20 protein-coding genes and 2 pseudogenes are annotated in these 23,202 nt (G+C 68.4%); 11 read left to right on the top strand and 11 right to left on the bottom strand.

Annotation, left to right across the window (positions count from 1 at the left end):
- A pseudogene (locus ACWEN0_RS46855) lies at window positions 1-396 on the bottom strand (hypothetical protein); the annotation flags it as partial.
- Between the two features lie 653 nt (window positions 397-1,049).
- On the opposite strand from ACWEN0_RS46855, the gene ACWEN0_RS46850 reads away from it, so the two are divergent.
- Entirely contained in the window at window positions 1,050-1,538 is a 489-nt protein-coding gene (locus ACWEN0_RS46850) for a hypothetical protein (protein ID WP_451988118.1), read from the top strand.
- A gap of 115 nt (window positions 1,539-1,653) precedes the next feature.
- The gene (locus ACWEN0_RS46845; RefSeq protein WP_451988116.1) at window positions 1,654-1,929 is read left to right on the top strand and encodes a hypothetical protein; all 276 of its coding nucleotides are present in this window, start codon (window positions 1,654-1,656) and stop codon (window positions 1,927-1,929) included.
- 134 nt (window positions 1,930-2,063) lie between these two features.
- Here ACWEN0_RS46845 and ACWEN0_RS46840 read toward each other — a convergent pair whose 3' ends face one another.
- Genes ACWEN0_RS46840 through ACWEN0_RS46825 form a run of 4 tightly spaced genes read right to left on the bottom strand, consistent with a single transcriptional unit; the run spans window position 2,064 to window position 5,939 of the window.
- On the bottom strand, window positions 2,064-3,140 hold the full coding sequence (locus tag ACWEN0_RS46840) for a maleylacetate reductase (protein ID WP_451988114.1): 1,077 nt from the start codon (window positions 3,138-3,140) through the stop codon (window positions 2,064-2,066).
- Window positions 3,141-3,187: 47 nt separating this feature from the next.
- Window positions 3,188-4,345 carry a muconate/chloromuconate family cycloisomerase gene (locus ACWEN0_RS46835; protein ID WP_451988112.1) on the bottom strand — a complete coding sequence of 386 codons (1,158 nt, stop codon included), beginning with the start codon at window positions 4,343-4,345 and terminating at the stop codon, window positions 3,188-3,190.
- Window positions 4,342-5,112, bottom strand: a complete 771-nt coding sequence (locus tag ACWEN0_RS46830) for a dienelactone hydrolase family protein (protein ID WP_451988110.1) — start codon at window positions 5,110-5,112, stop codon at window positions 4,342-4,344. Before ACWEN0_RS46830 ends, ACWEN0_RS46835 begins: the two co-directional genes overlap by 4 nt.
- An 8-nt stretch (window positions 5,113-5,120) precedes the next feature.
- Window positions 5,121-5,939: a dioxygenase family protein gene (locus ACWEN0_RS46825; protein WP_451988108.1), complete on the bottom strand. Its 819-nt coding sequence runs from the start codon at window positions 5,937-5,939 to the stop codon at window positions 5,121-5,123.
- 161 nt (window positions 5,940-6,100) lie between these two features.
- Between ACWEN0_RS46825 and ACWEN0_RS46820 the strand changes: the two genes are divergently transcribed.
- From ACWEN0_RS46820 to ACWEN0_RS46810, 3 genes are all read left to right on the top strand, one after another.
- Window positions 6,101-6,991: a LysR family transcriptional regulator gene (locus ACWEN0_RS46820; RefSeq protein ID WP_451988106.1), complete on the top strand. Its 891-nt coding sequence runs from the start codon at window positions 6,101-6,103 to the stop codon at window positions 6,989-6,991.
- A 121-nt stretch (window positions 6,992-7,112) separates the two neighbouring features.
- A complete protein-coding gene (locus tag ACWEN0_RS46815) occupies window positions 7,113-8,990 on the top strand; it encodes an FAD-dependent oxidoreductase (RefSeq protein WP_451988104.1) in 1,878 nt (625 codons plus the stop codon).
- A gap of 79 nt (window positions 8,991-9,069) precedes the next feature.
- Window positions 9,070-10,494 (top strand): Rieske 2Fe-2S domain-containing protein, encoded by a 1,425-nt coding sequence (locus tag ACWEN0_RS46810; protein WP_451988102.1) that lies wholly within the window; start codon window positions 9,070-9,072, stop codon window positions 10,492-10,494.
- Window positions 10,495-10,598: 104 nt separating this feature from the next.
- Here the strand turns inward: ACWEN0_RS46810 and ACWEN0_RS46805 are convergent, their stop codons facing one another.
- Window positions 10,599-11,123: a TetR/AcrR family transcriptional regulator gene (locus ACWEN0_RS46805; protein ID WP_451988100.1), complete on the bottom strand. Its 525-nt coding sequence runs from the start codon at window positions 11,121-11,123 to the stop codon at window positions 10,599-10,601.
- On the opposite strand from ACWEN0_RS46805, the gene ACWEN0_RS46800 reads away from it, so the two are divergent.
- Complete coding sequence (locus tag ACWEN0_RS46800; RefSeq protein ID WP_451988098.1) at window positions 11,103-12,788, top strand: MFS transporter; 1,686 nt, start codon at window positions 11,103-11,105, stop codon at window positions 12,786-12,788. The genes ACWEN0_RS46805 and ACWEN0_RS46800 overlap by 21 nt on opposite strands.
- Before the next feature lie 481 nt (window positions 12,789-13,269).
- On the opposite strand, the gene ACWEN0_RS46795 is transcribed toward ACWEN0_RS46800, so the two are convergent.
- Window positions 13,270-13,824: a hypothetical protein gene (locus tag ACWEN0_RS46795; protein ID WP_451988096.1), complete on the bottom strand. Its 555-nt coding sequence runs from the start codon at window positions 13,822-13,824 to the stop codon at window positions 13,270-13,272.
- Window positions 13,825-14,210: 386 nt separating this feature from the next.
- Between ACWEN0_RS46795 and ACWEN0_RS46790 the strand changes: the two genes are divergently transcribed.
- The 5 genes and pseudogenes from ACWEN0_RS46790 to ACWEN0_RS46770 all read left to right on the top strand — a co-directional run bounded on the left by ACWEN0_RS46790 (window position 14,211) and on the right by ACWEN0_RS46770 (window position 19,194).
- Window positions 14,211-16,226 carry an ArnT family glycosyltransferase gene (locus ACWEN0_RS46790; RefSeq protein ID WP_451988094.1) on the top strand — a complete coding sequence of 672 codons (2,016 nt, stop codon included), beginning with the start codon at window positions 14,211-14,213 and terminating at the stop codon, window positions 16,224-16,226.
- Between the two features lie 468 nt (window positions 16,227-16,694).
- Window positions 16,695-16,862: a hypothetical protein gene (locus ACWEN0_RS46785; RefSeq protein WP_451988092.1), complete on the top strand. Its 168-nt coding sequence runs from the start codon at window positions 16,695-16,697 to the stop codon at window positions 16,860-16,862.
- A 129-nt stretch (window positions 16,863-16,991) separates the two neighbouring features.
- Window positions 16,992-18,233, top strand: coding sequence for a PAS domain-containing protein (locus ACWEN0_RS46780; protein WP_451988090.1), 1,242 nt, complete (start codon window positions 16,992-16,994; stop codon window positions 18,231-18,233).
- 150 nt (window positions 18,234-18,383) lie between these two features.
- A pseudogene (locus ACWEN0_RS46775) lies at window positions 18,384-18,614 on the top strand (PAS domain-containing protein); the annotation flags it as partial.
- 133 nt (window positions 18,615-18,747) lie between these two features.
- Window positions 18,748-19,194, top strand: coding sequence for a PAS domain-containing protein (locus tag ACWEN0_RS46770; protein WP_451988198.1), 447 nt, complete (start codon window positions 18,748-18,750; stop codon window positions 19,192-19,194).
- 252 nt (window positions 19,195-19,446) lie between these two features.
- Here the strand turns inward: ACWEN0_RS46770 and ACWEN0_RS46765 are convergent, their stop codons facing one another.
- The 4 genes from ACWEN0_RS46765 to ACWEN0_RS46750 form a co-directional block, all read right to left on the bottom strand.
- Entirely contained in the window at window positions 19,447-20,211 is a 765-nt protein-coding gene (locus tag ACWEN0_RS46765) for a hypothetical protein (RefSeq protein WP_451988088.1), read from the bottom strand.
- Between the two features lie 148 nt (window positions 20,212-20,359).
- Window positions 20,360-20,479 (bottom strand): DUF742 domain-containing protein, encoded by a 120-nt coding sequence (locus ACWEN0_RS46760; protein WP_451988196.1) that lies wholly within the window; start codon window positions 20,477-20,479, stop codon window positions 20,360-20,362.
- A 197-nt stretch (window positions 20,480-20,676) separates the two neighbouring features.
- The gene (locus ACWEN0_RS46755) at window positions 20,677-21,099 is read right to left on the bottom strand and encodes a roadblock/LC7 domain-containing protein (protein ID WP_451988086.1); all 423 of its coding nucleotides are present in this window, start codon (window positions 21,097-21,099) and stop codon (window positions 20,677-20,679) included.
- Between the two features lie 83 nt (window positions 21,100-21,182).
- A partial coding sequence (locus ACWEN0_RS46750) for a nitrate- and nitrite sensing domain-containing protein (RefSeq protein ID WP_451988084.1) occupies window positions 21,183-23,202 on the bottom strand: 2,020 nt, incomplete at its 5' end.

The raw sequence follows: 23,202 nt of genomic DNA, 5'->3' as shown, positions 1-23,202 counted from the left end.
CTCCGGCTCTCCGGCTCTCCGGCTCTCCGGCTCTCCGGCTCTCCGGCTCTCCGGCTCTCCGGCTCTCCGGCTCTCCGGCTCTCCGGCTCTCCGGCTCTCCGGCGGAGAATACTTAGTGTAACCGATTCCGTGGGAAAGAATCGCGCGGCGCGCCGTTATCTCGGTCAGGTCACCGTGGTGGCTGGCGGCGATGGCCAGGTCGAATTCTGTTTGCCTGGCCTGTTCCCAGGGAATGGTGATGATGCCCGAACCGGCGAGCGCCGCGGGTAGTCCGTCGCGGAAGGGGTCGGCTTCGACGTCGGTCACCACGAGTTGAACACGGCTGTCGTTCTCGAAAGCGGGGACGACATCCAGCAGCCGGTTCAGCGTGGTCACGTTGTGCGCGACCAGCAGCACGGTCCGGGTGGGCCTAACGGTCACCCAGCGTGCCGACCTGAGGCCGACCGGGACCGAGACGTGTCGACGATCATTCACCTGGCACATCCACTGCTCGAAGCCGGAGCCGGTCAAGCCGATGGTAGCCGATCAGTCGGCGTAAGGCGCTGCCTCGCTTCCTGGCTGACCTCGTGCGCGGCTCTCTGTCGAGGTAGGCAGCGGAAATTGCTGTGGTAGGCCGACCGTCGGCCGCGAGAGCACGGCTTGGAAGCGGGCCACCCGGTCCGCCGATCTTCGGCCGTCCGGCCGGGTTCGGCCCGGAGTTGCCCGAAACGCATCCATCCGATGCCGAGCCCGCCGACTCGAGCGGCTCACCGCCGGGCTCGGCACGGTTCATGCCCAAGACCCTCCCCGTGGGCACACGCGGTCAAAGGCGGACGTCGCACGGCAAGGCGGGCCGGTCCGCCAGTCTTTGCTGCGACCGATGGTCCGTCCGGGGCGACTTTTTCCGCGCACGTCACAATGCTGGACTCGCACATCCTCGCGCACGTACATTCCCCGGTGCTCGGCTTCTCGTCCTTATGATCCTCGGAGTGCACCAAAAGGCATTCTTTCCGGGAACAAAAGGGAGCTGGTTGCCCGTGCTTAGGAAATTGACCGCTCTGCTCGTTGCGGTGGGTTCGCTGCTCATGGGGGCCGTTGCTCCCGCCGAAGCCTCGGGTGTCCCGGGGCCGGTCACCGTTCGGGCCGTCTCCTCTCCTTATCCGCTGGCGACGTCGGTCGCCGGGCGCTGGCAGATCCGGCTCTCGGCCGCCACGGGCGGGTCGGCGCTGTACTACGTCTACCTCAACATCGGTGCCGGTGACACTGGTTCGGGAATCTACCGGGGTTCGATCTCGGGCGAGTCCGGGCTCGGCGTGTTCCCGGCGCCCTTGCCATCCACCGTCGTCGTCAACTACCAAAGGGGACGCTGGGAGTACAACGACCGATTCGGGACGCTCGCCATGACGTGGGAGTTCTCCGCTTCGACCGGTGCCAAGTTCATCGTCGACATCTCGATCTTCCTGCAGCAGGGCGACTTCGTCGCGCAGGAGGGCTCGGCGGGTTACACGGCGTACGGCGTGACGGCCTCTTACGGGAACGCGACGACCAGTCACATCTAGTCAGTCTTCCGTGGCGCCACATTTTTCCCGACAATTTTTTTTCTGTAGGTCCGGCGTGAGTCGTCCGTGTTAGCTTCATCTTGCGGAGATTTCACTTCAAGAAATTGAGGAAACCATGAGAAAAACCATCGTCGCGGGATGCGCCGCGTTGGGGGCGCTGGCTTTCGCCGGCGTCCTCGGGGCCCCGGCGGCCTCGGCTGCGGCCCAGGGAAAGATCTACTATGTGACCGGCTGGGGGTCGTCGGAGTCGGCGGCATCCAGCATGTGGAAGAGCAACGCCAACGGAAAGTGCGGCGGCGCCGCCAACGTCAGCTCCTACGACGTCCCGAACATCTACGTCAGCTCCTACGACGGCTACACCACAGCCAGCGGGAACGTCACCTGCAAGTGAGCGGTTCTCCGTAGCGCGGACCGCTGCGCGCGTCTCGCAGAGAGACGCGCGCAGTGGGTTCCCGGCCGGTTCGCCACGTCGAGCGTGTCGTGCGAAATCCCAGACGTCCTGATCACGGGTGTCGGCCGCCACCGTCATCCGATCCGCTTCCGGAGTTCCGGTCGTCCTCCGTCGAAGGCGGCGAGCACGATTTCCCTCGCGTCGTCTTCGGTCACCGGGCGGGGGTTCGGACCGGGGTGGGCGGCGAGCCGGGACGCGACCTCAAGCGCCTGCCCCCTGCTCAGGCCCAGGCTTCGCAGATCCGGGGGAGTGCCGAGCCGGCGGCACAGGTCCCAGATCGCGCCTGCCGGATCGTGAGAGGCACCCATGGCCGTGGCCACGGCTTCCAGCGCTGCCGTGGCAGCGGGTTCGTTGAAGGCGACCACGTGTGGCAGCACGGCTGCGTGGGTCTCGGCGTGCGGCATGCCGAACGCGCCGCCGAGGATGTGGCAAAGGCGGTGGTGTGCACCCATCCGAGCGACGCCGAGGGCGGTGCCGGCCAGCCATGCGCCGAAGAGCGTCTCACCGCGGGCGGTCAGGTCGTCGCCCATGGACACCGCCCTCGGCAGCGCCGAGGCGAGCGCATGGGCTCCTCGCACGGCGAGCAGGTGGATGATCGGGCTTGCCTGGGTGTCGTAGACGGCTTCGACGCAGTGTGCCAGCGCGTTGAGCCCGCTGGCCGCTGTCAGTGCCGGCGGAACGCCCACGGTGAGCTCCGGGTCGTAGACCACCGTGCTAGGACGTACACGCGGATCACGACCGGTGCTCTTGACACCGCGCTCGGTGGTTCCCCAGATGTCGGTCATCTCCGACCCGGCGTAAGTGGTCGGCACCGCCACTAGCGGCAGACCGGTCCGCAACGCGACGATCTTGGCCAGGCCGGTTGCCGATCCGCCTCCCACGCTGACCAGCCCGTCGGCTCGCACGGCCCGGGTGATGCGCGCCGCTTGGCCCGCTCGTTCCACGGGGACGTGCTCGACGACGTCCTGGATGCGTGCGCCCACCGTTTCGCCGAGCGCTTCGACGATCTCCTCGACCACAGCACCCAGCGGTGGTGCTCCGCCGATCAGCACCACCCGGGACAGGCCGAGCGCCGCCAGTTCACCGCTCAGCTGATGGCGGGCGCCCGGCGCGAACACCACTCGCGTGGCGGGCATCTCGTGCACGAACACGTCCTGGAAACCCGGGAAAACGGACGCCGGGCCCGGTGCGGAGCCGGTCACCTGGCCGGCCGCCGGTGCCGTGCGACGACGTCCCAGTCGACTTCGACCCCCAGGCCGGGACCGTCCGGCAGCAGTAGCTGCCCGTCCTGGTAGCGCACCGGGGTGACGGTCAGATCCTGGTCCAGCAGGAGCGGACCGATCAGCTCGCAGCCGAGTGGCAGCTCGGCCAGTCCGGCGAATAAGTGGGCAGCGGCCGCGGTGCCGATCGAAGTCTCCAGGGCGGTGCCGCCGTAGCAGGCCAGCCCGGCGGCGGTGCTGATGGCGGCGACGTCGGCCGCGCGGCGCAGTCCGCCGGCCTTGCCCGGCTTGATCGCGACCGCGTCGCAGGCACGGGCGGCGATCGCGGCGAGTGCGTCGCCCGGTCCGCAGACCGCCTCGTCGGCCAGCAGCAGAGCGCTGGTGGCGTAATTGCCGAGTGCGGCCATCGCCGGCAGGTCGGCGCGGTGCAGTGGCTGCTCGACCATCCGCACTCCCATGGCCTCCAGTTCGCGCACCGCCCACACGGCCGTGCGGAAGCTCCAGGTGCCGTTCGGGTCGGCCAGGTAGTCGATGTCCGCACCGATCTTCTCGATCAGCTCGGCCACCCGGCGCACGTCGTCCGCGGGGTCGAGGGCACCCATCTTCAGCTTCAGCGACCGGTGGCCCTGCGCCAGCCGGTCCGCTGCTTCCGCGGCGACCTCGGCGCCGCCGAGCCCTGACAACGCCCAGCGCACGGGAATGCTGGTCCTTGTCGCGCCACCGGCGACGAGCACATGCGCGGGGACACCTCTGGCGCGGGCGGCCGCGTCGGTGAGCGCCGTTTCCACCGCCGATTTCGCGAACTCGTTGCCGTATGCCACCCGGTCCATGGCGGCGCGGGCGGCATGCAGGTCCAGGACGTCCGCACCCAGAAGTGCCGGCGCCAGGTAGCGCTCGACCATTTGCTGCTGGCCTTCGACACTTTCCCCGCCCCACCACGGGCCACCCGGCGACACCCCTTCCCCGACCCCCTCGACACCGGCGTCCGTGCGCAGTCTCACCAGCAGGTAGGCCTGCCGGTCGATGGCGTGGCCGGCGAACTGGTGCGGCCTGCGCAGAGGCAGGTCGACGACGGTGGTCTCGATATCGGTCACCCGCAGGTCGATTCCGGTTCGCCGGCCGGGAGTGCCGGTCATGGTCCCTCACCGCCTGCCTCCGTGTCCCCGGCGAGGTGGCGGTGCAAGAACCCGAGCGCACGGGCCCAGGCATCGTGGGCGGCCGCGCTGTCCGTGCGCTTCTCCACCAGTCCCTGCAGGAACCCGTGGCCCGCACCGTCGTAGATCCGCTGGGTGTAGTCCACGCCGTGTTCGTGCATAGCTTCGCCGAACCGGTCGATGACCGGCAGCGGGATGTAGTCCTCGCGGCCCCAGAAGGACAGGATCGGCCCGGTGATGGATCCGGCCTCGTCGATCGGCCGGGGCGCTGCCGGTGCTGCCGGTGCCTGCACGCCCTCCGGGAACGCGTAGAAGCAGACAGCGGCCAAATCGGTCCGCCGGGCGCAGAGGTTCAGCGTGAACTGTCCGGCGAGGCAGAAGCCGAGCACGCCGACCCGGCTCCGCCCACGCGCTCCGAGCACGTCGACCGCGGCATCGAGGTCGCGTAGCGTGCGTAGTTCGTCGACGCCTGCGCGGCGGGCGAAGGCGGCGTCCCTGGTCGCTTCCGCGAGCGGGCCTTCGCGGAAGTAGAAGTCCACCAGCAGTGCGGTGTAACCGGCGTTTGCCAGCCGGGCGGCAACCTCGGCGTAGAACGGCGAAGGGCCGTAGACGTCCGGAGCCACCAGGCAAGCGCCCACTGACCTGCCCACCGGGTCGAACCGCCAAGCGGGCATCCGCTCGCCGTCTGCGACTGGCACTGACACATTGATCGCCGACGCACGTGCGTCCTGCTGCGTGGCCCAGTCCACGTGGCACATCAGCGGACCGGACTGAGCACGAAGTCGTAGTTCGCCGTCGCGTAGGGCCCGGTGAAGCCGAACTCCGCAGCCGTGTGATCGTCGCGTGCCTGGCCGATGTCGACGATCAGCGAGTCCTTCACGGCCCCGACGACGTCACCCCCACCGGGCGTGCTCTCGTCCAGCCACTCGTCGCCGCGGAAGTAGACCTGGGTGGTGAGCGGCTCGTGCCCGATCGCGCCGATGATGAAGTGAAAGTGGGCGGGCCGCCAGGAATGCCGGCCGAGCAGTTGCAGGAATTCGCCGGTCGGGCCGGAGTTCGGGATCTGGTACGGGGCGGGACGGATGGTGCGCACCCGGAACCGGCCCTCGTCGTCCGTGAGCATCCGGCCGCGCAGGTTGGTGCGCGGCGCGTCGCCGACGAAGCCGGAGTAGGTGCCGTCGTTGCCCGCCTGCCACATGTCCACCTCCGCGCCTGCGAGCGGCGAGCCGGCGGGATCGGTGACCCGGCCTGTGAACAGGAGTGGTGTTCCCGGCTCGCCCGGGCGCATCGGCAGCACGTACGGCCGTTCGGTCAGGAGGGGAGCGTCCTCGAGGTGGTAGGGACCTTCGACGCTGCCCTGGGAACCCGGACGGTCGTCGAAGGACAGCCGCTCCACGGTGGCTTCGAAGAACACATCGAGGAACAGTGGCACTTCGCCGGACCCGGCCAGGCCGCTCAGCCATCGCCAGGCGGCCCGGTATTCGTCGTGGCTCACCCGGTTTTCGACGAGCCGCCGAGTCACCGCGTCGAGGATGTCGGCCGCCACCGAGGCGACCCGTTCGTTGTACTCGGCCACCGGTGTTCCTCCTGAGCCGGTCGTGGGTTTTCGTCCCGTCCAGCGTCATCACCACAAGCCGGGGTGTCCAATACCTCTACCGAACGTCGGCAATACCCAGTCGGCACTTCGCGAAAGGTCTTCGATGCCGCATCGACACGTCCGACCAGTAGGCTCAGCCGATGGCGGACGTAGACCTGCACCAGCTCGAATGCTTCATCGTGGTCGCCGAAGAGCTCCACGTCGGACGGGCGGCGGCGCGGCTGCACATCACCCAGCCCCCGCTGACCCGCCGGATCGCCCGGCTGGAAAGGACCCTCGGCGTCCGGCTCTTCGAGCGCACCCCGACCGGCCTGCTGCTCACCGAGCCGGGCACCGTGCTGCTGGAACGTGCGCACCAGCTGGTGCAGCTCGCGGAGAACGCGGTGGAACGAACCCGTCGCGCGGACGACGGCCAGATCGGCCAGTTCGTGGTCGGCTACTTCGGCTCGACCATCTTCGACGCGGTGCCCCGGTTGCTGCGCGGTTTCCTGGCCGTCCGGCCGGACGTCGCGCTGACCCTGCAGAGGGCCGCGAAGAACGTGCAGGCCGACGCGCTGCGGGATGGGCGGATGCACATCGGCTTCTCCCGGTACTACCGGGAGGAACCCGGGCTGCGAGTGCGCCGGATCCGCACCGAGCCGCTGTTCGCCGCGCTGCCGGCGAGACATCCGTTGCTGGACACCGGCGAACTCAGGGTCGCGGACCTGCGTGCGCAGGATCTGGTGGTGTTTCCGGCGGCGCCCCGCCCGGGCTTTGCCGACGAAGTCACCGGGCTCTGCTCGCGTGCCGGCTTCACCGCCCGAGTCGTCCGTGAAGCGGAGGACGTCGTCACCGCCCTGGCGTATGTCGCGTGCGCCGGCCTGGTCGCGATCGTGCCCCGCTCGGCGACCACCATCGCGCTGCCGGGCCTGGTCTACCTGCCCTTGTCGGACGCGGAGCCCCAGGAGCTCTGCGCGCTGTTCCGGGCCGGCTCGTCAAGTCCGGTACTGCATTCGTTCCTGCGTCATCTGGACGGCCACACGAACGAGTGAATCCTGACCTTCGATACCCCGGCGGCATGCCACGACCGCTCGATTTGGTATTGGAACGGTATCGCTTTTCGCCATAGCGTGACCGTGTCCCGTCCAGTGAGTGCAGCTCTAGGGGTACGCGATGACCAAGGCGACCGATCACCCGGAGGCCGCGGCAGCCGATGGCACGGCTCCGCTGATCACCACGGACGTGCTGGTGGTCGGAACCGGACCGGCCGGCGCCGCTGCCGCGGCGCTGCTGGGCACGTACCGCGTGCCGACGGTGGTGATCAGCCAGTACCCGTGGACCTCGCGGACGCCCCGCTCGCACATCACCAACCAGCGCACCATGGAAGTGCTGCGCGACCTGGGCTTGGAGGAGGAGGCGGCCGCGATCGCCACCCCGCGTGAGCTGATGGGGCAGAACACCTACTGCAACAGCGTGGCCGGCGTCGAACTCGGCCGCGTCCGCACTTGGGGCACCCATCCGGCCCGGACGGCCGACCACGACCTGGCCAGCCCGACCGAGATGTGCGACCTGCCGCAGAACTACCTGGAACCCATTCTGGTCAACGCCGCCGCGCAGCGCGGGACCACGGTGCGGTTCGGCACCGAATACCTCGGCCACACCCAAGACGCAGACGGGGTCACGGCCACCGTGCGCGACAATCTCACCGGCGCGGTCTATCGCATCCGCGCCCGGTACCTCGTCGGCGCGGACGGCGCCAACTCGCGTGTGGTGGCGCAGGAAAACCTGCCGATCGAAGGTCAGATGGGCGTTTCGGGTTCGCTGAACATCGTGTTCGAGGCGGACCTCACCCGCTACGTTGCCCACCGGCCGAGCGTGCTCTACTGGATCATCCAACCCGGCTCCGACCGCGGCGGGATGGGTATCGGCGTGGTGCGGATGGTCCGCCCGTGGCACCGATGGCTGGCGATCTGGAACTACGAAGTGGCCGACGGCCCGCCGCAGCTCTCGGAAAGCGATGCCGCCGACCTGGTGCGCACCATGGTCGGTGACCCCGAGCTGGCCGTCACCATCGAGGCCAGCTCGGCGTGGACGGTGAACAACGCCTACGCCACCCGGCTCTCCCGCGGACGGGTTTTCGCCCTCGGTGACGCCGTTCACCGGCACCCGCCCACCAACGGCCTGGGCTCGAACGTATCCATCGGTGACGCTTACAACCTCGCGTGGAAGCTGGCCTGGGTGCTGCGCGGGCACGCCGACCCGGGCCTGCTCGACTCCTACGACGCCGAACGCGCTCCGGTCGCCGAGCAGACCGCGACCCGGGCGAACAAGAGCCTGGGGGACTTCCCGCCGATCCTGGCCGCGCTGGGGCTGCTGAACACCGAGGACCCGGACCAGATGCAAGCGAACATGGCAGCGCTGCGCAACACCGACACGGAGTCCGCTGCCCAGCGCGAGGCACTTCGCCGGGCGATCGACTCCACCCACTATGTCTACAACACCCACGGGGTGGAGATGAACCAGCGTTACGACCCCGGCCACCCGGGCACCGCCGTCGCCGGCGACGGGTCGGACGAGCCGGAGTGGCGCCGGGATCCGGAGCTGTACTTCCAGGCGAGCAGCCGCCCCGGTGCGCCACTGCCGCACGCCTGGTTGAACCGGGACCGGAAAACCCTGTCTACCCACGACCTCTGCGGCCGTGGCCGGATGGTCCTGCTGACCGGTAACACCGGGCACCCCTGGGAGGAGCTGGCCGCGAAGGTCGGCGCCGAGCTCGGCGTGCCGCTCGAGGTCTTCCGGATCGGACCGGGGCAGGCCGTCGAAGACCCGTTCGGCGAGTTCGCCGCCATCCGGGAAACCGAGGAGAGCGGGGCGCTGCTCGTGCGGCCGGACCGGATGATCGGCTGGCGCCACCACCGGTTCGACGGCGCTGCCGAGCCCGGACTGCGCAGCGCGCTGCGGCGCATCCTCGGTCGTCGACCGAGCCGGACCGGGCTCGCGAGCGAGCGCGAGGTTGCGGACGCCATCGGCTCCGCGGCAGGCGTCCCGTGACCTCTCTCCGATCGTCGCCCGCAGCCGTCCGATAAGTCTCCAAGCCACCGCAGCAGCGACCGACCCGTAGGAGGACCGGATGAGCACGAACGCGCAGCAAGCGCAGCCGTCGGCCCAGGAGCAGTTCGAACGGGCGGTGCCGTCGGTGAACATCGGCACCCGTGCCCGGCTCGTCGCTCGTCAGCAGGTGCTGGAGTGGGCACTGAGCGTGGCCTCCCGGGTGCCGGGCCTGCGTGGCCGGACGGACCGGCCGCGCACCCAGCCACTGCGCTCCGGCAGCGTGCGCCTGCTCGGCTGGTACCGCGGCCGGTACGGGACGGATGCGAAACCCGCGTCGCTGGAGAAGATCCCCTGGGACTACATCGAGGCGAACCGGGACTCGATCCCGTTCACCGGGCTCCGGGAATACTGGTATCCGGTGCTGGAGTCGCGCAAGCTGCGCAACAACACCCCGCTGCCGATGACGGTCTGCGGGGACGACGTCGTGTTCTTCCGGGACGCCGAAGGCAAGGCCGTCGCGCTCGCGAACCGCTGTCCGCACCGGTCGGCGTTGCTGTCCCTGGGCCAGGTCGGGATCACCGAGCCGGGCACCATCACCTGCCGGTACCACGGAATGACCTTCGACGGCTCTGGCGCCTGCACCGCTTACCTCGCAGACGGGCCCGGCTCTCCCGCAGTGGGCAAGATCCACGCCAGGTCCTACCCGGTGGAAGAGCACGGCGGCCTGGCCTGGATCTACATGGGTGACAAGAAACCGGAATCCGTGTTGGACAGCGTGCCGCACGCACGCAGCGTGTTCGCGCAGCGGTCCTTGATCGTGCGTCCGGTCCAGCTGCCCTACAGCCACCTGAACATGCTCGACAACGCCACCGACCTGACCCACGTCGGCTGCCTGCACCGGACATGCGTTCTCTTCGGCGACCAGAAGCCCTTCGGCGAAATCGACGCCGAGGAAGTTCCCGGCGGAGTGCGCGCCTGGTACAAGCAGCCCGGAGAGCACCCCGGCGTCATGCACATCGACAGCATCGAGTGGTACCTGCCCAACCTCGTCTACCACGCGCCTGGCGACCTCGGCGGCGGCCTCGGCGAGGGCTGGTTCTGGTTCACGCCGCGGGACGAAGCCGGCTTCACCGGCTGGCTGATCATCGGGGTGGACGTGAAGGGCGGCGCGGCGGCGCGTGCCCTGTTCGGCGCGGCAACCCGCCTGTTGTCCGGCTCCCTGTTCAGCGAGCGGTTCGGACTCGGCACGCTGGCTGCCTGTCTCACAGCGGGCGACGCGCCGATGCAGGCTTCGCAGGGCCGGGTGGTGCGCTGGGACACCGAACGCCTGGCCAGAGGTGATCGCTCGGTCACCAAGGCCAGGCAGGTCATCCAGCGGGCGCACCGCGCCGAAGTCGCGGAGCGTCGGGCTGCCTTCGACGCAGGCGGCCTCCGCGACGAACCGGGCGCCCGTTCGCAACGGGGAGTCCGGTCGTCGGCACGACAGCCGAACCGACGTTCTTGAGCGCTTTGATCCCGTTCGCTTCCGGGCTTCCGCTCCTGCCACCACAAGTCGAGGGTCTACCGCTGCTTCCGCACGTTCGTCCGAGGAGCGGTTTTGCGACCTGGTCAGCGCTCGCGCGTGAGGCTGGGCAGCAGCACGTCGTCGACGAGCTCCCGGACGGTGTCCGCGGTGATCGGTGGCCCCGGAACCAGAAATCGGTAGATGAGGTATCCCGGGAGCAGGTCCCACACCTCGCTGGCGACCCGCTCGTGGGAGATTTCGCCGCGGTCCGCGGCCTGCCGCAGGATTTCCTCGACGAGCGGCCGCCGTTCGATCAGAAAGCCCTGTTCTATCACCGACCGCAGCTTCGCGTTGCGCCGGATTTCGAGGAGGACCGAAGCGAGCGTGTCGCCGAAGAAGCGGCCCTGCCGGGCGATCACCTCGCCGAGGTGGATCAGGTCTCCCCGCAGCGTCCCGGTGTCGGGTGGCACGGCCACGACGCGCATGCTGTTCGCCACGGCCGCGATCACGAGGTCCGCCTTGCTGGGCCAGCGCCGGTAGACGGTGGCTTTGCTCGCGTGGGCGCGCGCGGCGACCTCGTCGATGGTGAGGCGGTCGTAGCCGGCCTCGTGCAGCAGGTCGACCGTCACACCCAGCAGTTCCAGCTCGCGTTCAGTCCACGATCGGGTGACACCTTCGGGCTTGGGCACGAGCCGAACCCTATCGGGTTGACAGCGGTACGGTCCAGTACCGTACTGTCGTGGTGGTGCACGAGGAGGTCTCCGATGAGCAAGTCGAACCAGGAACGCGCATCCCGAACGGACGTGCGGCAAGTGAGTGGCTCGAGCGCCGAGGAGGGGCACGGCTCATCGTCGCGGCGTTGGTGGCTCCTCGCGGTGATCGGGCTCGCCCAGCTGATGGTCGTGCTGGATACCACGATCGTCAACATCGCGCTGCCCTCGGCCCAGAGTGACCTCGGCTTCGGCACCGACAGCAGGCAGTGGGTCGTCACCGCCTACTCGCTGGCCTTCGGCGGCTTGCTGCTGCTCGGTGGCAGGCTCTCGGATCTCGTCGGCCGCCGGAGCACGCTCCTCGTCGGGTTGCTCGGCTTCGCGGTCGTCTCTGCGATCGGTGGTGCGGCTCCCGGCTTCGGTGTCCTGGTCGCGGCCCGGGCGCTGCAGGGCGCATTCGCCGCCGTGCTCGCTCCCGCGGCGCTGTCCATGCTGAACGTGACTTTCACCGATGCCAAGGAGCGGGCACGCGCGTTCGGTGTCTACGCCGGGGTGGCCGGTGGTGGTGCGGTGATCGGGCTGATCCTCGGCGGCGCGCTCACCGAGTGGCTGTCCTGGCGGTGGTGCCTCTACGTCAACCTCGTCTTCGCGTTGCCCGCCTCGCTGGGAGTGCTCGCCCTGGTGCGCGGCCGGGGTGCCCGGGAGCGTGGCGGTATCGACCTGGTGGGGGCGCTCACCGCTTCGGGTGCGCTCTTCAGCCTGGTCTACGCCCTGTCGAACGCCGAACAGCACGGCTGGGAAGACTCGCTCACCCTCGTTCTCTTCGGCGTTGCCGCGGTTCTGGGCCTCGTCTTCGTACTCGCCGAGACCAAGGTGCGCAGACCGTTGCTGCCGCCGCGCGTCGTTGCCGACCGCAACCGGAGTGCGTCCTACCTCTCGATCGCCGTGGGATTCTGCAGCATGTTCGGCGCTTTTCTGTTCCTCACGTACTACCTTCAGGTGAACCTCGGCTACAGCCCGCTCAAGACCGGTGTCGCGTTCCTCCCGCTGACCGCGGGGCTGATGATCTCCGCCGCGGCGGCCAACATCCGCCTGGTGCCGTTGCTCGGCCCCCGGCCTCTGGTGCCCGCGGGGATGCTCATCGCGTCAGGCGCCATGTGGTGGCTCTCGCAGCTGTCCACCGAGTCGACCTACGCCGGCGCGGTGCTCTCCCCGATGGTCCTGCTCGGGCTCGGCATGGGGTTGGTCGTCGCACCGTCGATCACGGTGGCGACCGCGGGCATCGCGGCAGCCGACGCGGGGGTAGGCTCGGCGATGGTCAACACCAGCCAGCAGATCGGCGGCGCTGTCGGCGCAGCGGCGCTCTCTACCGTGTTCAGCAGTGCAGTAGCCGACTACCTCGCCGACCACCGGCCGGCGGCGGGCGGGTCGGCCGCGGCGCTGCAGACTGCCGCGGCCATCGACGGCTACACGACCGCGTTCCGGGTCAGTGCCGTGATCTTCCTGGTCGGTGCGGTGGTCGTTGCCCTCGTGTTCCGCAGCGGCCGGGTCGCGCCAGGTGCCGACGCCGCGGTCCTTCACTGACGGACCAATATTTTGGTTACCGGGTAAAAGCCGTGCGCTCCTGGCTGTGGCCCCGAAATATTTCGGTGTGGCGTGGCGTTCGCGCCATCCCTCAGGGCCGAGATCCGCGCTCGTTCCTTCCGCGGGCGGCGCGCTCCTGCAGCACCCCGAAAAGCTGAAGTAACCTCACGCCGAGCCGCGTCGGCGACGGAGTCACCTCGTGCCCGCAGGTCGCCAACCGGGACCCAGGCGTCTTCGCGGCGCCCGACTGGCTCCGGCTCGACCGGGAGGCCCTTCTGTGCCTGACCCGTGGGCACGGCCGCCCCTTCTGTATCGGGCGGCGCTCTCTCGCCCGCGTCAAGCTGCTGGTCGCCCTCGGCGCTCTGTTCCGCCGCTTTCCGAAGCGTGGAGTCGCCGTGCCGTGGAACGAACCGTCCTCTGACCACGACGCGATGACCTGAGGCTCGGAACGGCTTCCGGTTGCCTGGCGAGGTAAGGCCGATCAGGTGGAAAGAGGGATGGTCTCGCTGCCCCCGACGATCGCCGTGCTGTCGCCGCAGCCGATGGAAAGGCTGTAGCTGTGCGCCAGGGACTTCGGGTAGTTCGTCCGGAAGTTGAAGCTCCAGTTCTGGTTCCTCGTTGTCACCGTCATGATCGCGTCGCGGCCGGATGTGCTGAAATCACCGGTCAGTCCACCGAAGCTCACAGCGCCGGCGAAGGACCCGTAGACGGTGAACCGGTGGACCGCGGTGTACGACGCCGCGCGGCCGGGGCAGCCGTCGAACTGTACTGAGGTGGAGCCGGTGACGTAGGTGACCGCTTGGTAGCCGATGGACTTGGCGAAGTCGACGCTTCCCACGGCCGTCGCCGAGGCGTAGACCCCCGCGACGTAGCCGTAGCCGCCTGCCTGATAGCTGCGCTCACAGCGCTCCAGCCGCGTTCCCTGCTCGGTGTAGCACGAGGCCCCGCCGACCGATGCGTCGGCAGGAGACGCCGGGCACAGGACCAATGCCGCGATCACCGCCGCGGCTCCGCCCAGAACGTTCCGCATGATCACGGTGGCTCCTCTCGGTCCCTGTTCTTCGGAGAGCAAGTCTCACCCGCGGATGGGCCGGGTTCGCGGGTGACCGGAAATCGAGGGCAATCTCTCACGACTTTTTGATGCTTCTGGAAAATCCATGTCCGACCGGAGGCGTCCGCGAACCCGGCTCCGACGGCGCCCGATCGGCGGGAAAGCTCGTGCTCCCAGGGTTTTCCCAGTCCTCGTTCAGTTGCCGCCCAGCTACTTCGCCGATCCTCTGACGATACGCACAACCGCGCGAAATCGGCCTCATGCACTCGTCAGGGCACCACGGGGAAGCGGCCGCCCGCGGCCCACTCGTCCGAGGTCGAAGGTCGCGCCGGCAGGTAAAGACCACGGTACTCAATGAGAAAGGTAGTTCGATGACGGTTTCCGCCGCCGAGAGCGGTACACGAGCGGACACGACGAACGAGCCCGGCCCCTCGAAGCCCGGTTACGGCCGCGCCGAGATCGTCGCGCTGTCGGTGCTGCTGCTCGGTACCGCGGCCATTCTGCTGTGGCAGCTGTCCGAAGCGGGCTGGGGCAACAGCTACTACGCTTCGGCCGTCCAAGGAATGTCCCAGAGCTGGAAAGCCTTTCTTTTCGGCTCGTTCGACGCCGAGAACGCCATCACGGTCGACAAGCCCCCGGCCGGGCTCTGGCTCATGGCGCTGTCGGCGCGGCTGTTCGGCTTTTCGGTTCTCTCGGTGCTGGTGCCTCAGGTTCTGCTGGGCGTGGGCAGCGTGGCAGTGCTCCACGCCGCGGTGCGGCGGGCCGCAGGACCGCTCGGCGGCCTGATCGCCGGCGCCGCGCTCGCCGTGACGCCGGTCGCGGTGATGATCTTCCGATACGACAACCCCGACGTCGTTCTCGTGTTCGTGCTGGTCGCCGCGGCCTACGCGGTCGTGCGAGCTTTGGAGAAGGGATCCACCCGATGGCTCGTCGTGGCCGGCGTCTTCGTCGGCTTGGCGGTGCTCACGAAGATGGGGCAGGGGCTGTTGACGTTGCCCGCCGTCGCGGCGGCCTACCTGTACGCCGCGCCGGTCCCCCTGTGGCGGCGTCTGCGGCAGTTGCTGCTCGCCGGGCTGGCGCTCGTGGTTTCCGCGGGCTGGTGGTTTCTCCTCGTCGAGCTCTGGCCTGCGGACAGCCGCCCTTACATCGGCGGGTCCAAGAGCAACAGCGCGTGGGACCTCGCGGTCGGCTACAACGGTGCGACCAGGCTCTTCGGTCCGGGCAGTTCCGGGTCCACGCCCTCCGGCGCGAGTGCGATGCTCGAAACCGGCAGTGATCCCGGCCGCCTGTTCGGCGGCGCGATCGCCGGGCAGAGCTCCTGGCTGCTGCCGGCGGCGTTGGTGCTCGGTCTCGCGGCGATCTGGGTCACCCGCCGAGCCGGTCGTGAAGACCGCGTCCGCGCGTCCCTGATCGTTTGGGGTGGGTGGACAGTCATGACTTCGCTGGTGTTCAGCCTGATGCCGTTCATCCACGAGTACTACACCGTGGCACTGGCCCCGGGGATCGCCGGGCTGACGGGTGTCGGCTTCGCGGTGATGTGGCGGCGACGGGACGAGTTGTGGGCACGCGTGCTGCTCGCGGTCACCGCGTTGGGGACCGGGGTGTGGTCGTTCGTGTTGCTGGATCGATCCGCCGATTTCGTTCCCTGGTTGCGGTGGGTCCTGCTCGTCGCGGCCCTGACGGCCGCCATCGCCCTCCTGCTGGTCCGGTTCCGCGGAGGGCTGTTCGTGGCCGTCGCCGCAGCGGCGATCACCGGGCTGGGGGGTTCGACCGCCTACGCCGTGCAGACGGCCGGCTCGACCTATCACGGTGGTATGCCGGTGGCCGGTCCGTCCACCGGAAGCTCGAGTTTCGGCCCCGGTTCGGCGCTGGGCGCGCCGTCGGCGAGCGGCGGTTCGCCAGGCTCCGGCATGTCGGGTGGTTTCCCCCCGGGCGGTTTGGGGGACGTCGACCCCCAGCTGAAGGAGATGCTGAAGAATGCGGGAACGCGGTGGGCCGCGGCCGCGGTCAGCTACGAGCCCGCCTCGTCGCTTTCGCTGGCCAGTGGAAAGCCGGTCATGGAAATCGCCGGGTTCTCAGGCTCGGACCCGTACCCCACTCTCGAGCAGTTCAAGCGCTACGTGGGGAACGGCGAGGTGCGATACTTCGTCACTCAGAGCATGGGGCTTGGCGCCGGCGGGGATCCTTCCCAGCTGGCCGCGCAACTGCCCGCTTCGATCAGGGACAATCCCGAAATCATGGCCATGATCGAAAAAATGGGTTCCGGCGGCGGCATGATGGGTGGCGGCCCGTCTGTCAAGGCCATCACCGACTGGGTGAAGGAGAACTTTTCCGTCACGGCTGTCGGCTCCTACGCGGTGTACGACCTGAAGACGCCGAAAAACTAGAAGGTCGGAGAAGTCACCGACAACCTGGATCGTGGCCGATCCCAGCCGCGCATCACATCTTCGGGTGATGGCGGCCGCGACGGGCCGGATGGGTACGGCCAGATTTCGGACGTGCTCACGCTCGTGCGGTTCGTCCCGCGGCGCACCGGAGCGTGAGTATGTCCGAAGGGGGGCAGGACATGACGGGTGCGGTTCCGGACGAGTGGCTGGCGCGGCTCGTGCGAGCCGCGCCAGCCGCTGTCCTGCTCCGGGACACGGCCGGACAGCTGGTCTGGGCCTCGCCTCACGCGCGGTGGCTCATCGGTCGCGCATTCGATCAGCTGATCGGACGGGCCGAGACAGACGAGCACCTCGCTGCCGGGTAATCCGCCCCGGTCGCCGTGTCGGACCATTACACCTGGCACGAGGGGCACTCCGGGGCTCTACGAAGGAGTCCGCTTCCCCGTCCGGCTCGACGACGGGACCCGGTTGCGCGGATCCGTCGTCACTGACAAGACCCGCGCCGAGGAGCGGCTGGATCTCTTGCTGCAGGTCGCGCCGGTCATCCTTGTCGTCACCGATACGCGGCTGCGGCTTCAGTGGGCGGCGGGTGCCGGTGTTCCCCCGGCCGCCGACGTCGCGCGCGCCGCAGCCTGATTCTCCCGGAAGCTGCGGGGCTGGCGCCCAACGACCCGGCCGTCGCCGCGCACGCCATCGCGTTGAGCGGCCGGCGGTCACTACCCGAGCACATACCACGGCCGGGTTTTCGACAACGCCGCCTACCCCATGCGCCATGGCGACACCATCGACAGCGTCGTGTACCTGTCCTACGAAGTCACCCGCGAAACCGCCGAATGGAACCGCGCCACCGATCTGGAAGAACGCTTCACGGCGTTCATGAGCTACTGCCCGGCGCCCGCGGTGCTTCGCGACGCGGCCGGGCGGTTCGTATGGGCCAATTGCGCCTACCTCACGCAGCACGAGCTGGATCCCGAAAACTACGTCGGTCACGACGCCGCAACCCTGCTCGCCCCCACGATGCACGTTGACCGGGAGTCCTTCCAAGAGGCCGACCAGCGGGTTCTCGCGACCGGGCGGCCGTACGCCACTGGCCGTCGCGACGTCCTCCGCGACGGCGGTGTCATCCACGAGACCGCTTACCGCTTTCCCGTCGACACAACCAGCGGTCGCCGGCTGGTCGGTGGGATCTTCGTCAACGCCATCGGCCAGGGGACCGCTCGCAGCCAGACCACGCACTGGCGTGACCGCGACCAACGGCTGTTCGACCGGCTGTCGGTGGCCCTCGCTTTGACCGACACCCACACCTTCATCCGCGAAGCGAATCCCGAGCTCTGCGGGCTTCTTCGGACGCCCTTACACGCCCTGCGCAGGCTGACGATGACCGATCTCACACTGCCGGGCGACGAGCGCGCGCAGGCCGTGGCGCTCGGCGAACTGGCCGCCGGGCGCGCCCGTTCCACCGACTTCGCCTGTGGCTTCCGTTCCAGCCCCGCCGGTTCACCCGTCTACGCCACGGTGTCGATCGCGCTCGCCGAAGACGGCGACGCTCATCTGTGGATCATCAACGCAGTCCCGGGATCGGTTCGCGCAAAAGAAGAACCGATCGAGCTCGTCCGCAGGATTATCGAACTCCGCGCCGCCTGCACGAGCGTCGACACTATCGCCGACCAGGTGGGTCTTTCCCGACGTGGCGTGGAATGCCACCTCAGCCGCCTCGCGAAAGCGTGGAACTGCACCACGGGCGCCCTGGTCGCGCGCGCCTACACCCTCGGCTTGCTCGACCCGGGGGTGTGGCCGCCAAAGTGCGCGCTAAAAGACCTTCCGTCCACGAGACTGTGGATCTCCACATTCTTGTGGGATTTTTCACCCATGAGAGTGGAATTCGAGTTTCACACTGCTGCTCGTGGCGGGTGGAACGATCTCAGTCGAGAACGACGTGAACGAGCTTGCGGTGGCGAGCAGGCTGCCAGGGGCACCGCTGGCCGTCCACTGCTGTTCCCGGGATAGTGACGAGAGCCGGGGACCGGGGAAGCCGGCCGGCATGAACGCCGCGTGTCCGGAAGCCGGCGCGCTGGACCGGTGGATTCGATGACCGCGGCGGCGACAAGTGAGGCCTAAACGGTCGAAGCCTGGCCCGAAGAGACGTTCGAGGCGTTCGTGCGGTGTTCGCTCGCGCCGGCGGTGCTCAAGAACCCGGCTGGGCGGATCGTCTGGGCCAACCCGGCCTTCGCGGCGTCGATCGGCCGTCCGCTCGAGGTGCTGATCGAGCGGACCCTCGCCGACGTCGATGACCGCGACACCGCGGCGGATCCGGACGCCGACGACAGCCACGTCGCAGCTTCCGGATGTCCACGTCGCACGACGTGCGAGTTCCGGCCCGCCACCGGCGAGGTCCGGGTCCACACCGGTTTCCGGCGGACGTCGGCGGCGAGTTGTGTGTCGGAGTGGCCTTCTCCGGGACACCACGAGCGAGTCCCGCCTGGAGCGAGAGGCTTGCGTTTGACGCGACGCCGATTGCGGTCTGTTCGACCGCTCTCCGATCGCCATTTTGGTCCTCGACGCGAACGGGAACGTGCGGGACGCCAACCCCGCCCTGTGCCGGATCACCGGCCGGTCGCTCGCCGGGCTGCGCCGCCTGACCGTGCGCGAGCTGGCCGGGCTTGGAGAAGCCCGACGGCTTCTGGACGGTGTCGCCTGGGTGCTGCACCACCCCAGCGCGACGGTCGTGGTCCCGGTCCGGGCTGCCCGGACAAGCCGGCATGACCCACGAAACCACTGTGACCCTGATCCGCGTCTGCACGCCCGGAGCCGAGGCGCAGACGGTCAACGTCGTGGCGGTGGCCGTCCCCGTCCGCACTCGCCGCGTCGCCTGCTTGGGTCTGGATATCATCCCGCGCGAGGCGGACGTGCTGCGCCTGTGCGCCGCCGGCGCAGGCAACCGCGCAGATCGCCACCCGGCTGGGGATGACCCGCCGCCGTGTCGAACACCACCTCGCCAACCTGGCGGTCAAACTGGATACTTCCACCAGTTCGCTCATTGCCGGCGCCTATCACCTCGGCATCTTGGACGCGGCCGTCTGGCCGCCCGCAGTCGCCCGGTCGCCGCCGAAGCCGCCTTCGAGGTCTTGCCCCCGCAAGAACCTCACTCTGCCCGGAAAACCTCAGTAACAACGCGGGCAGAGCGTGTGCGATGACAAGAAATCCAGTCGCCAAGGGAAGGTCAGCGGACTCGCTGATAGTTGAACGTTCCGTTCGTCACCTTGTAATTCTGGCTCTCCAGTCCGGATCGGTTGATCCAGTTGACTGAAGCGCTGTCACCGCTGAGGGTCCACTTTTCCTCATAACTTCCTGTCGGCTTCCCGTTGTAGCAGCCACCTGCGGACGTGCGCCCATAAAAAATGTTGGTACCTTCTTGGTTCAGGTAAAGAGATTGCGTGCAGTACGACGACACGTATCCATCGGCGCCAATGGCGACAATGCGGGTGCTGCTGGTGTCCGACCACTTTCCGATGACTTGACTGTCGTACGGAAGGCGTTTTTTGTTGTCCCATGCGACAGTCTCGTTCGCCGATCCATACGGACCCCGTACGACCATCAGGCCGTCGTCCTGCAGGGCCAACCTGAAGTTGGGTTTGTTCTTTGTTCCCGACTCCCAGACAAGCGTTCCTCCGGCGTAGCAGACCAGGTTTCCTCCGAGCTCCATCTGGCAGCGATCGGTCCCCTTGCCGTTGATGCCCGCAGCCCACACGACGTAGCCATCCGAGTTCCTGAGAGCGATGAAGTTACGGTCGTCACCTATCTTCCACGTGAACGCGCCGTTGCAGGAGCTGATCGACTCACCGTAGTGAATCTGGTCATCCGGATTGAGTCCTCCGCAAGCGGGAAGGGCGTGGGCCACCCCGCTGCCAACAGTCATCGACAGGGCAAGAGAAGCGATGGTGGTCGTAAAAAGAAGACAACATTTGCCTAAAGTGCGAAGAATCATCACTGAATCCTGACTATTTGATCGAATTTTATTCTTACACCTGTAGATTGTTCTTCTGTTAAGAAGTGAAGTCAAATAGTGATGATAATGAGTAATAGCTGTAAAAATTTACTTCAGAGTCGGCGGAGGTCGCTGAGCACCCGTCGCATCAGGGTCGGCCTGGCTTTTCCCACCGGAGCACGGTGACGAGACCGTTCGTGCTCGCGTCCTCCAGGAGCACTCGCACGACGCCGAGCGGGAGCCGCAACAGTGCGGAAACCTCTGCCACCGAACGCGTGGTCCGGCACAGCTCGACGACGATCCGGTTCTCGGTGGTGAGGCTGGCCAGTTCCCGCCCGCCGACGCCGTCGTGGCGACCAGCGTTTCGACCGCCAGTTCGCGGTCGGCCGTCGTGCGGCCGAGCGTCCACGTGTAAGGGGCGGACGAGCGACACGCGCTCTCCGTCCGGTCCGGTTCCGTCGTCGGCTACCGGTTGCCGTAGTGCTCGGGGACGTGGCGTGCATCCGGGGTCAGTGCTGCGCCGACCTGGCTGACCAGCAGCGTCATCTCGTAGCCGATCAGTCCGATGTCACAAAGCGGTGAAGCGAGCACGGACAGTTTCGAGCCGTCGCCGATGCTCATCACCAGGACGACCCCGGCTTCCATTTCCACGATCGTCTGGACGACTTCGCCGCCGTCGAAGCATCGAGCCGCACCGTCGGTCAGGCTGGACAGCCCGGCCACGATGGCCGAGAGCTGGTCCGCTTTGCCTTCCGGCAGTCGCTCCGAGTGCGTGAGCAGCACGCCGTCGGCGGACGTGACCACGACGTGCGCCACACCGCTCACCCGGTCGGCGAAGTCGTTGACCAGCCAGCCAAGCCGGCTCTGCGGAACCAGGCCTGCGTTCATCATGTCTCCGTGAGGTGTCGGGCGGCCCCGCGGGGCCACTTGTGGCCGTTCGTCCGGTCGCCGCGGAAGCGTGCTGGCCCGGCTCATCGCGAGCCGTCGGGCTCGGAGTGGTGGAGACTGGTCAAGGTGCCGCGGATCCGGCGTGCCCGGGCGACGTGGTCGGGCGGGGCAGGCGGCGGGCCGGTCTGCGCGCCATGGTTCGGGGTTTCGGCCGATCGCGGCGATTTGGTGTTCAGCAGCAAGAGCGGCGGCAGCACCACCTTGGCCGTGATCCCGCTGACGCCCGGTTCGTCGGACCCTGTCAGGTTGACCTCGAACCCGTGCCGGCCGCTGAGCCTGCCGACCACGAACAGGCCCATCCGCTGGGCGACCGACGGATTGGGCCGGTCGTCGGCGTGCATCCGCTGGTTCGCCTCCACGAGAGCGGTGGCCGACATCCCGATGCCGTGGTCGCTGACCGTGATCACCAGCGAGCCATCCGGTGCCGACCCGGCGCGCAGGGTGACCGGGGCGGTCGGCGGCGAAAAGTGTGTTGCGTTGTCGAGCAGCTCCGACACGACGTGTACGAGGTCGATGCCGAGCTTGCCGGGCACGGCCAGGGGCGGGCTTTCCTGCAGGCTGACCCGCTGGTAGTGCTCCACTTCGGACAGCGCCGCGCGCAGCACCTCGTCGACGGACATCCGGTGCGCAGGCCGCCGCGTGCGCTCGGCACCCGCGAGCACCAGGAGGTTTTCGCTGTTGCGCCGCATCCGGGTGGCGAGGTGGTCGAGGGCGAAGAATTCGGCGAGCCGGTCGGGGTCCTCTTCATCGCGCTCCAGCCGGTCGATCACCGCGAGCTGCCGTTCGACCAGGCCCTGGCTCCGGCGGGACAGGTTCACGAAGATCGCTTTGACGGCGGTCTGGGTCCGCGCCTGTTCCGCCGCCAGCAGGACGGCTTCGGCGTGCACCTTGTCGAACGCGCGCGCGACCTGGCCGATCTCGTCCTCGTTCCTCAGAGGGACCGGGAGCACGTCCGGTGCCTCCCCGGATCCTTCCTTGAGCGCCCGGACCGCGGACGGGAGGCGCGAGTGGGCGATTTCGAGGGCGCTGTCGCGCAGGAGGCGCAGCGAGCGCAGGAGAATCCGGGCGACGAAAACGGCCAGTGCGCCGCCGGCCAGCAGTGAGGCGATCAGCAGTGTGGTGCTGATCGACGACTTGGTGTACGCCGTTGTCCTGGCCTCGTTTTGCCGCAGTTCGATGTTCCGCATCGCGAACTCGCCCGATCGTCGAGCCGAGGCATCGACCGCTTCGTACGCTTTCGTCCACGCCTGCGCGGTGACCGTCGATGCCTGGCCGTTCGCCACCGCGAGCACCTGCTCGGCCAGCTCCGTACGACGGCGTTGCGCAGTGTCGTCCAGCAAGGGCCCCGTCGCCGACCGCTGCTCCGGGGTGAGGGACACCTGGAACCGGACCGACTCGTGGCCCAGCTCGGCTTCGAAGCTCCTGGCGAGTTCGGCGTCCCGCATGCTCAACCGGTTCGCCGTGATCGCGCCTTCGATGACCGTCGCATGCAGCGACAGCTGCTCGCGCGCGTCCGCGGCGGCTTGCGCGGCGTCGGCGAGTGCGGCGGTGTCCGGCGTGCTGCCGGTTCGGACCAGTGACCGGGCCAGCACGTCGAGCGCCCGGATGACGGGTGTGTAGAGCGCGCCGATCAGGTTCGGGTCGGCGATGAGCGAGCCCCCGAAGGCCCGGTGCACCTCCGCGAGCTGGGTGGCGCCGGTGCCGACTTCCGCCAGTGAGCCCTTCGCCGTGTCGTCGAGATCACCGCTGGAGCGCAACCTGTCGAGCAGGTTCGCGAGGGCCGTGTCCGCACGGTCACCCGAGGCGGCCACAGTCGCGCGATCGGCCGTGCTGTCCCCGCCGACGTAGACCAGGATGCTCCGGCGATCCTGGCGCAGCTGGTCGGCGATTCCGGTCACCTGCGTGCTCAGCTCGAGCAGCCGGCTGCCGCGATCGAGAGCCGCCAGCTCGTGCCGGCTGTCGGCGATGCGGATGGTCACGAGTGCGATCGCGAGGAGCGTGGGGACCAGGCCGACCGCGGCCAGCTTGACGGCGAGCGGCCAG

It is taken from the genome of Amycolatopsis sp. NPDC004378 (assembly GCF_053602455.1).
This window is presented reverse-complemented; position numbering and strand designations above follow the sequence as displayed.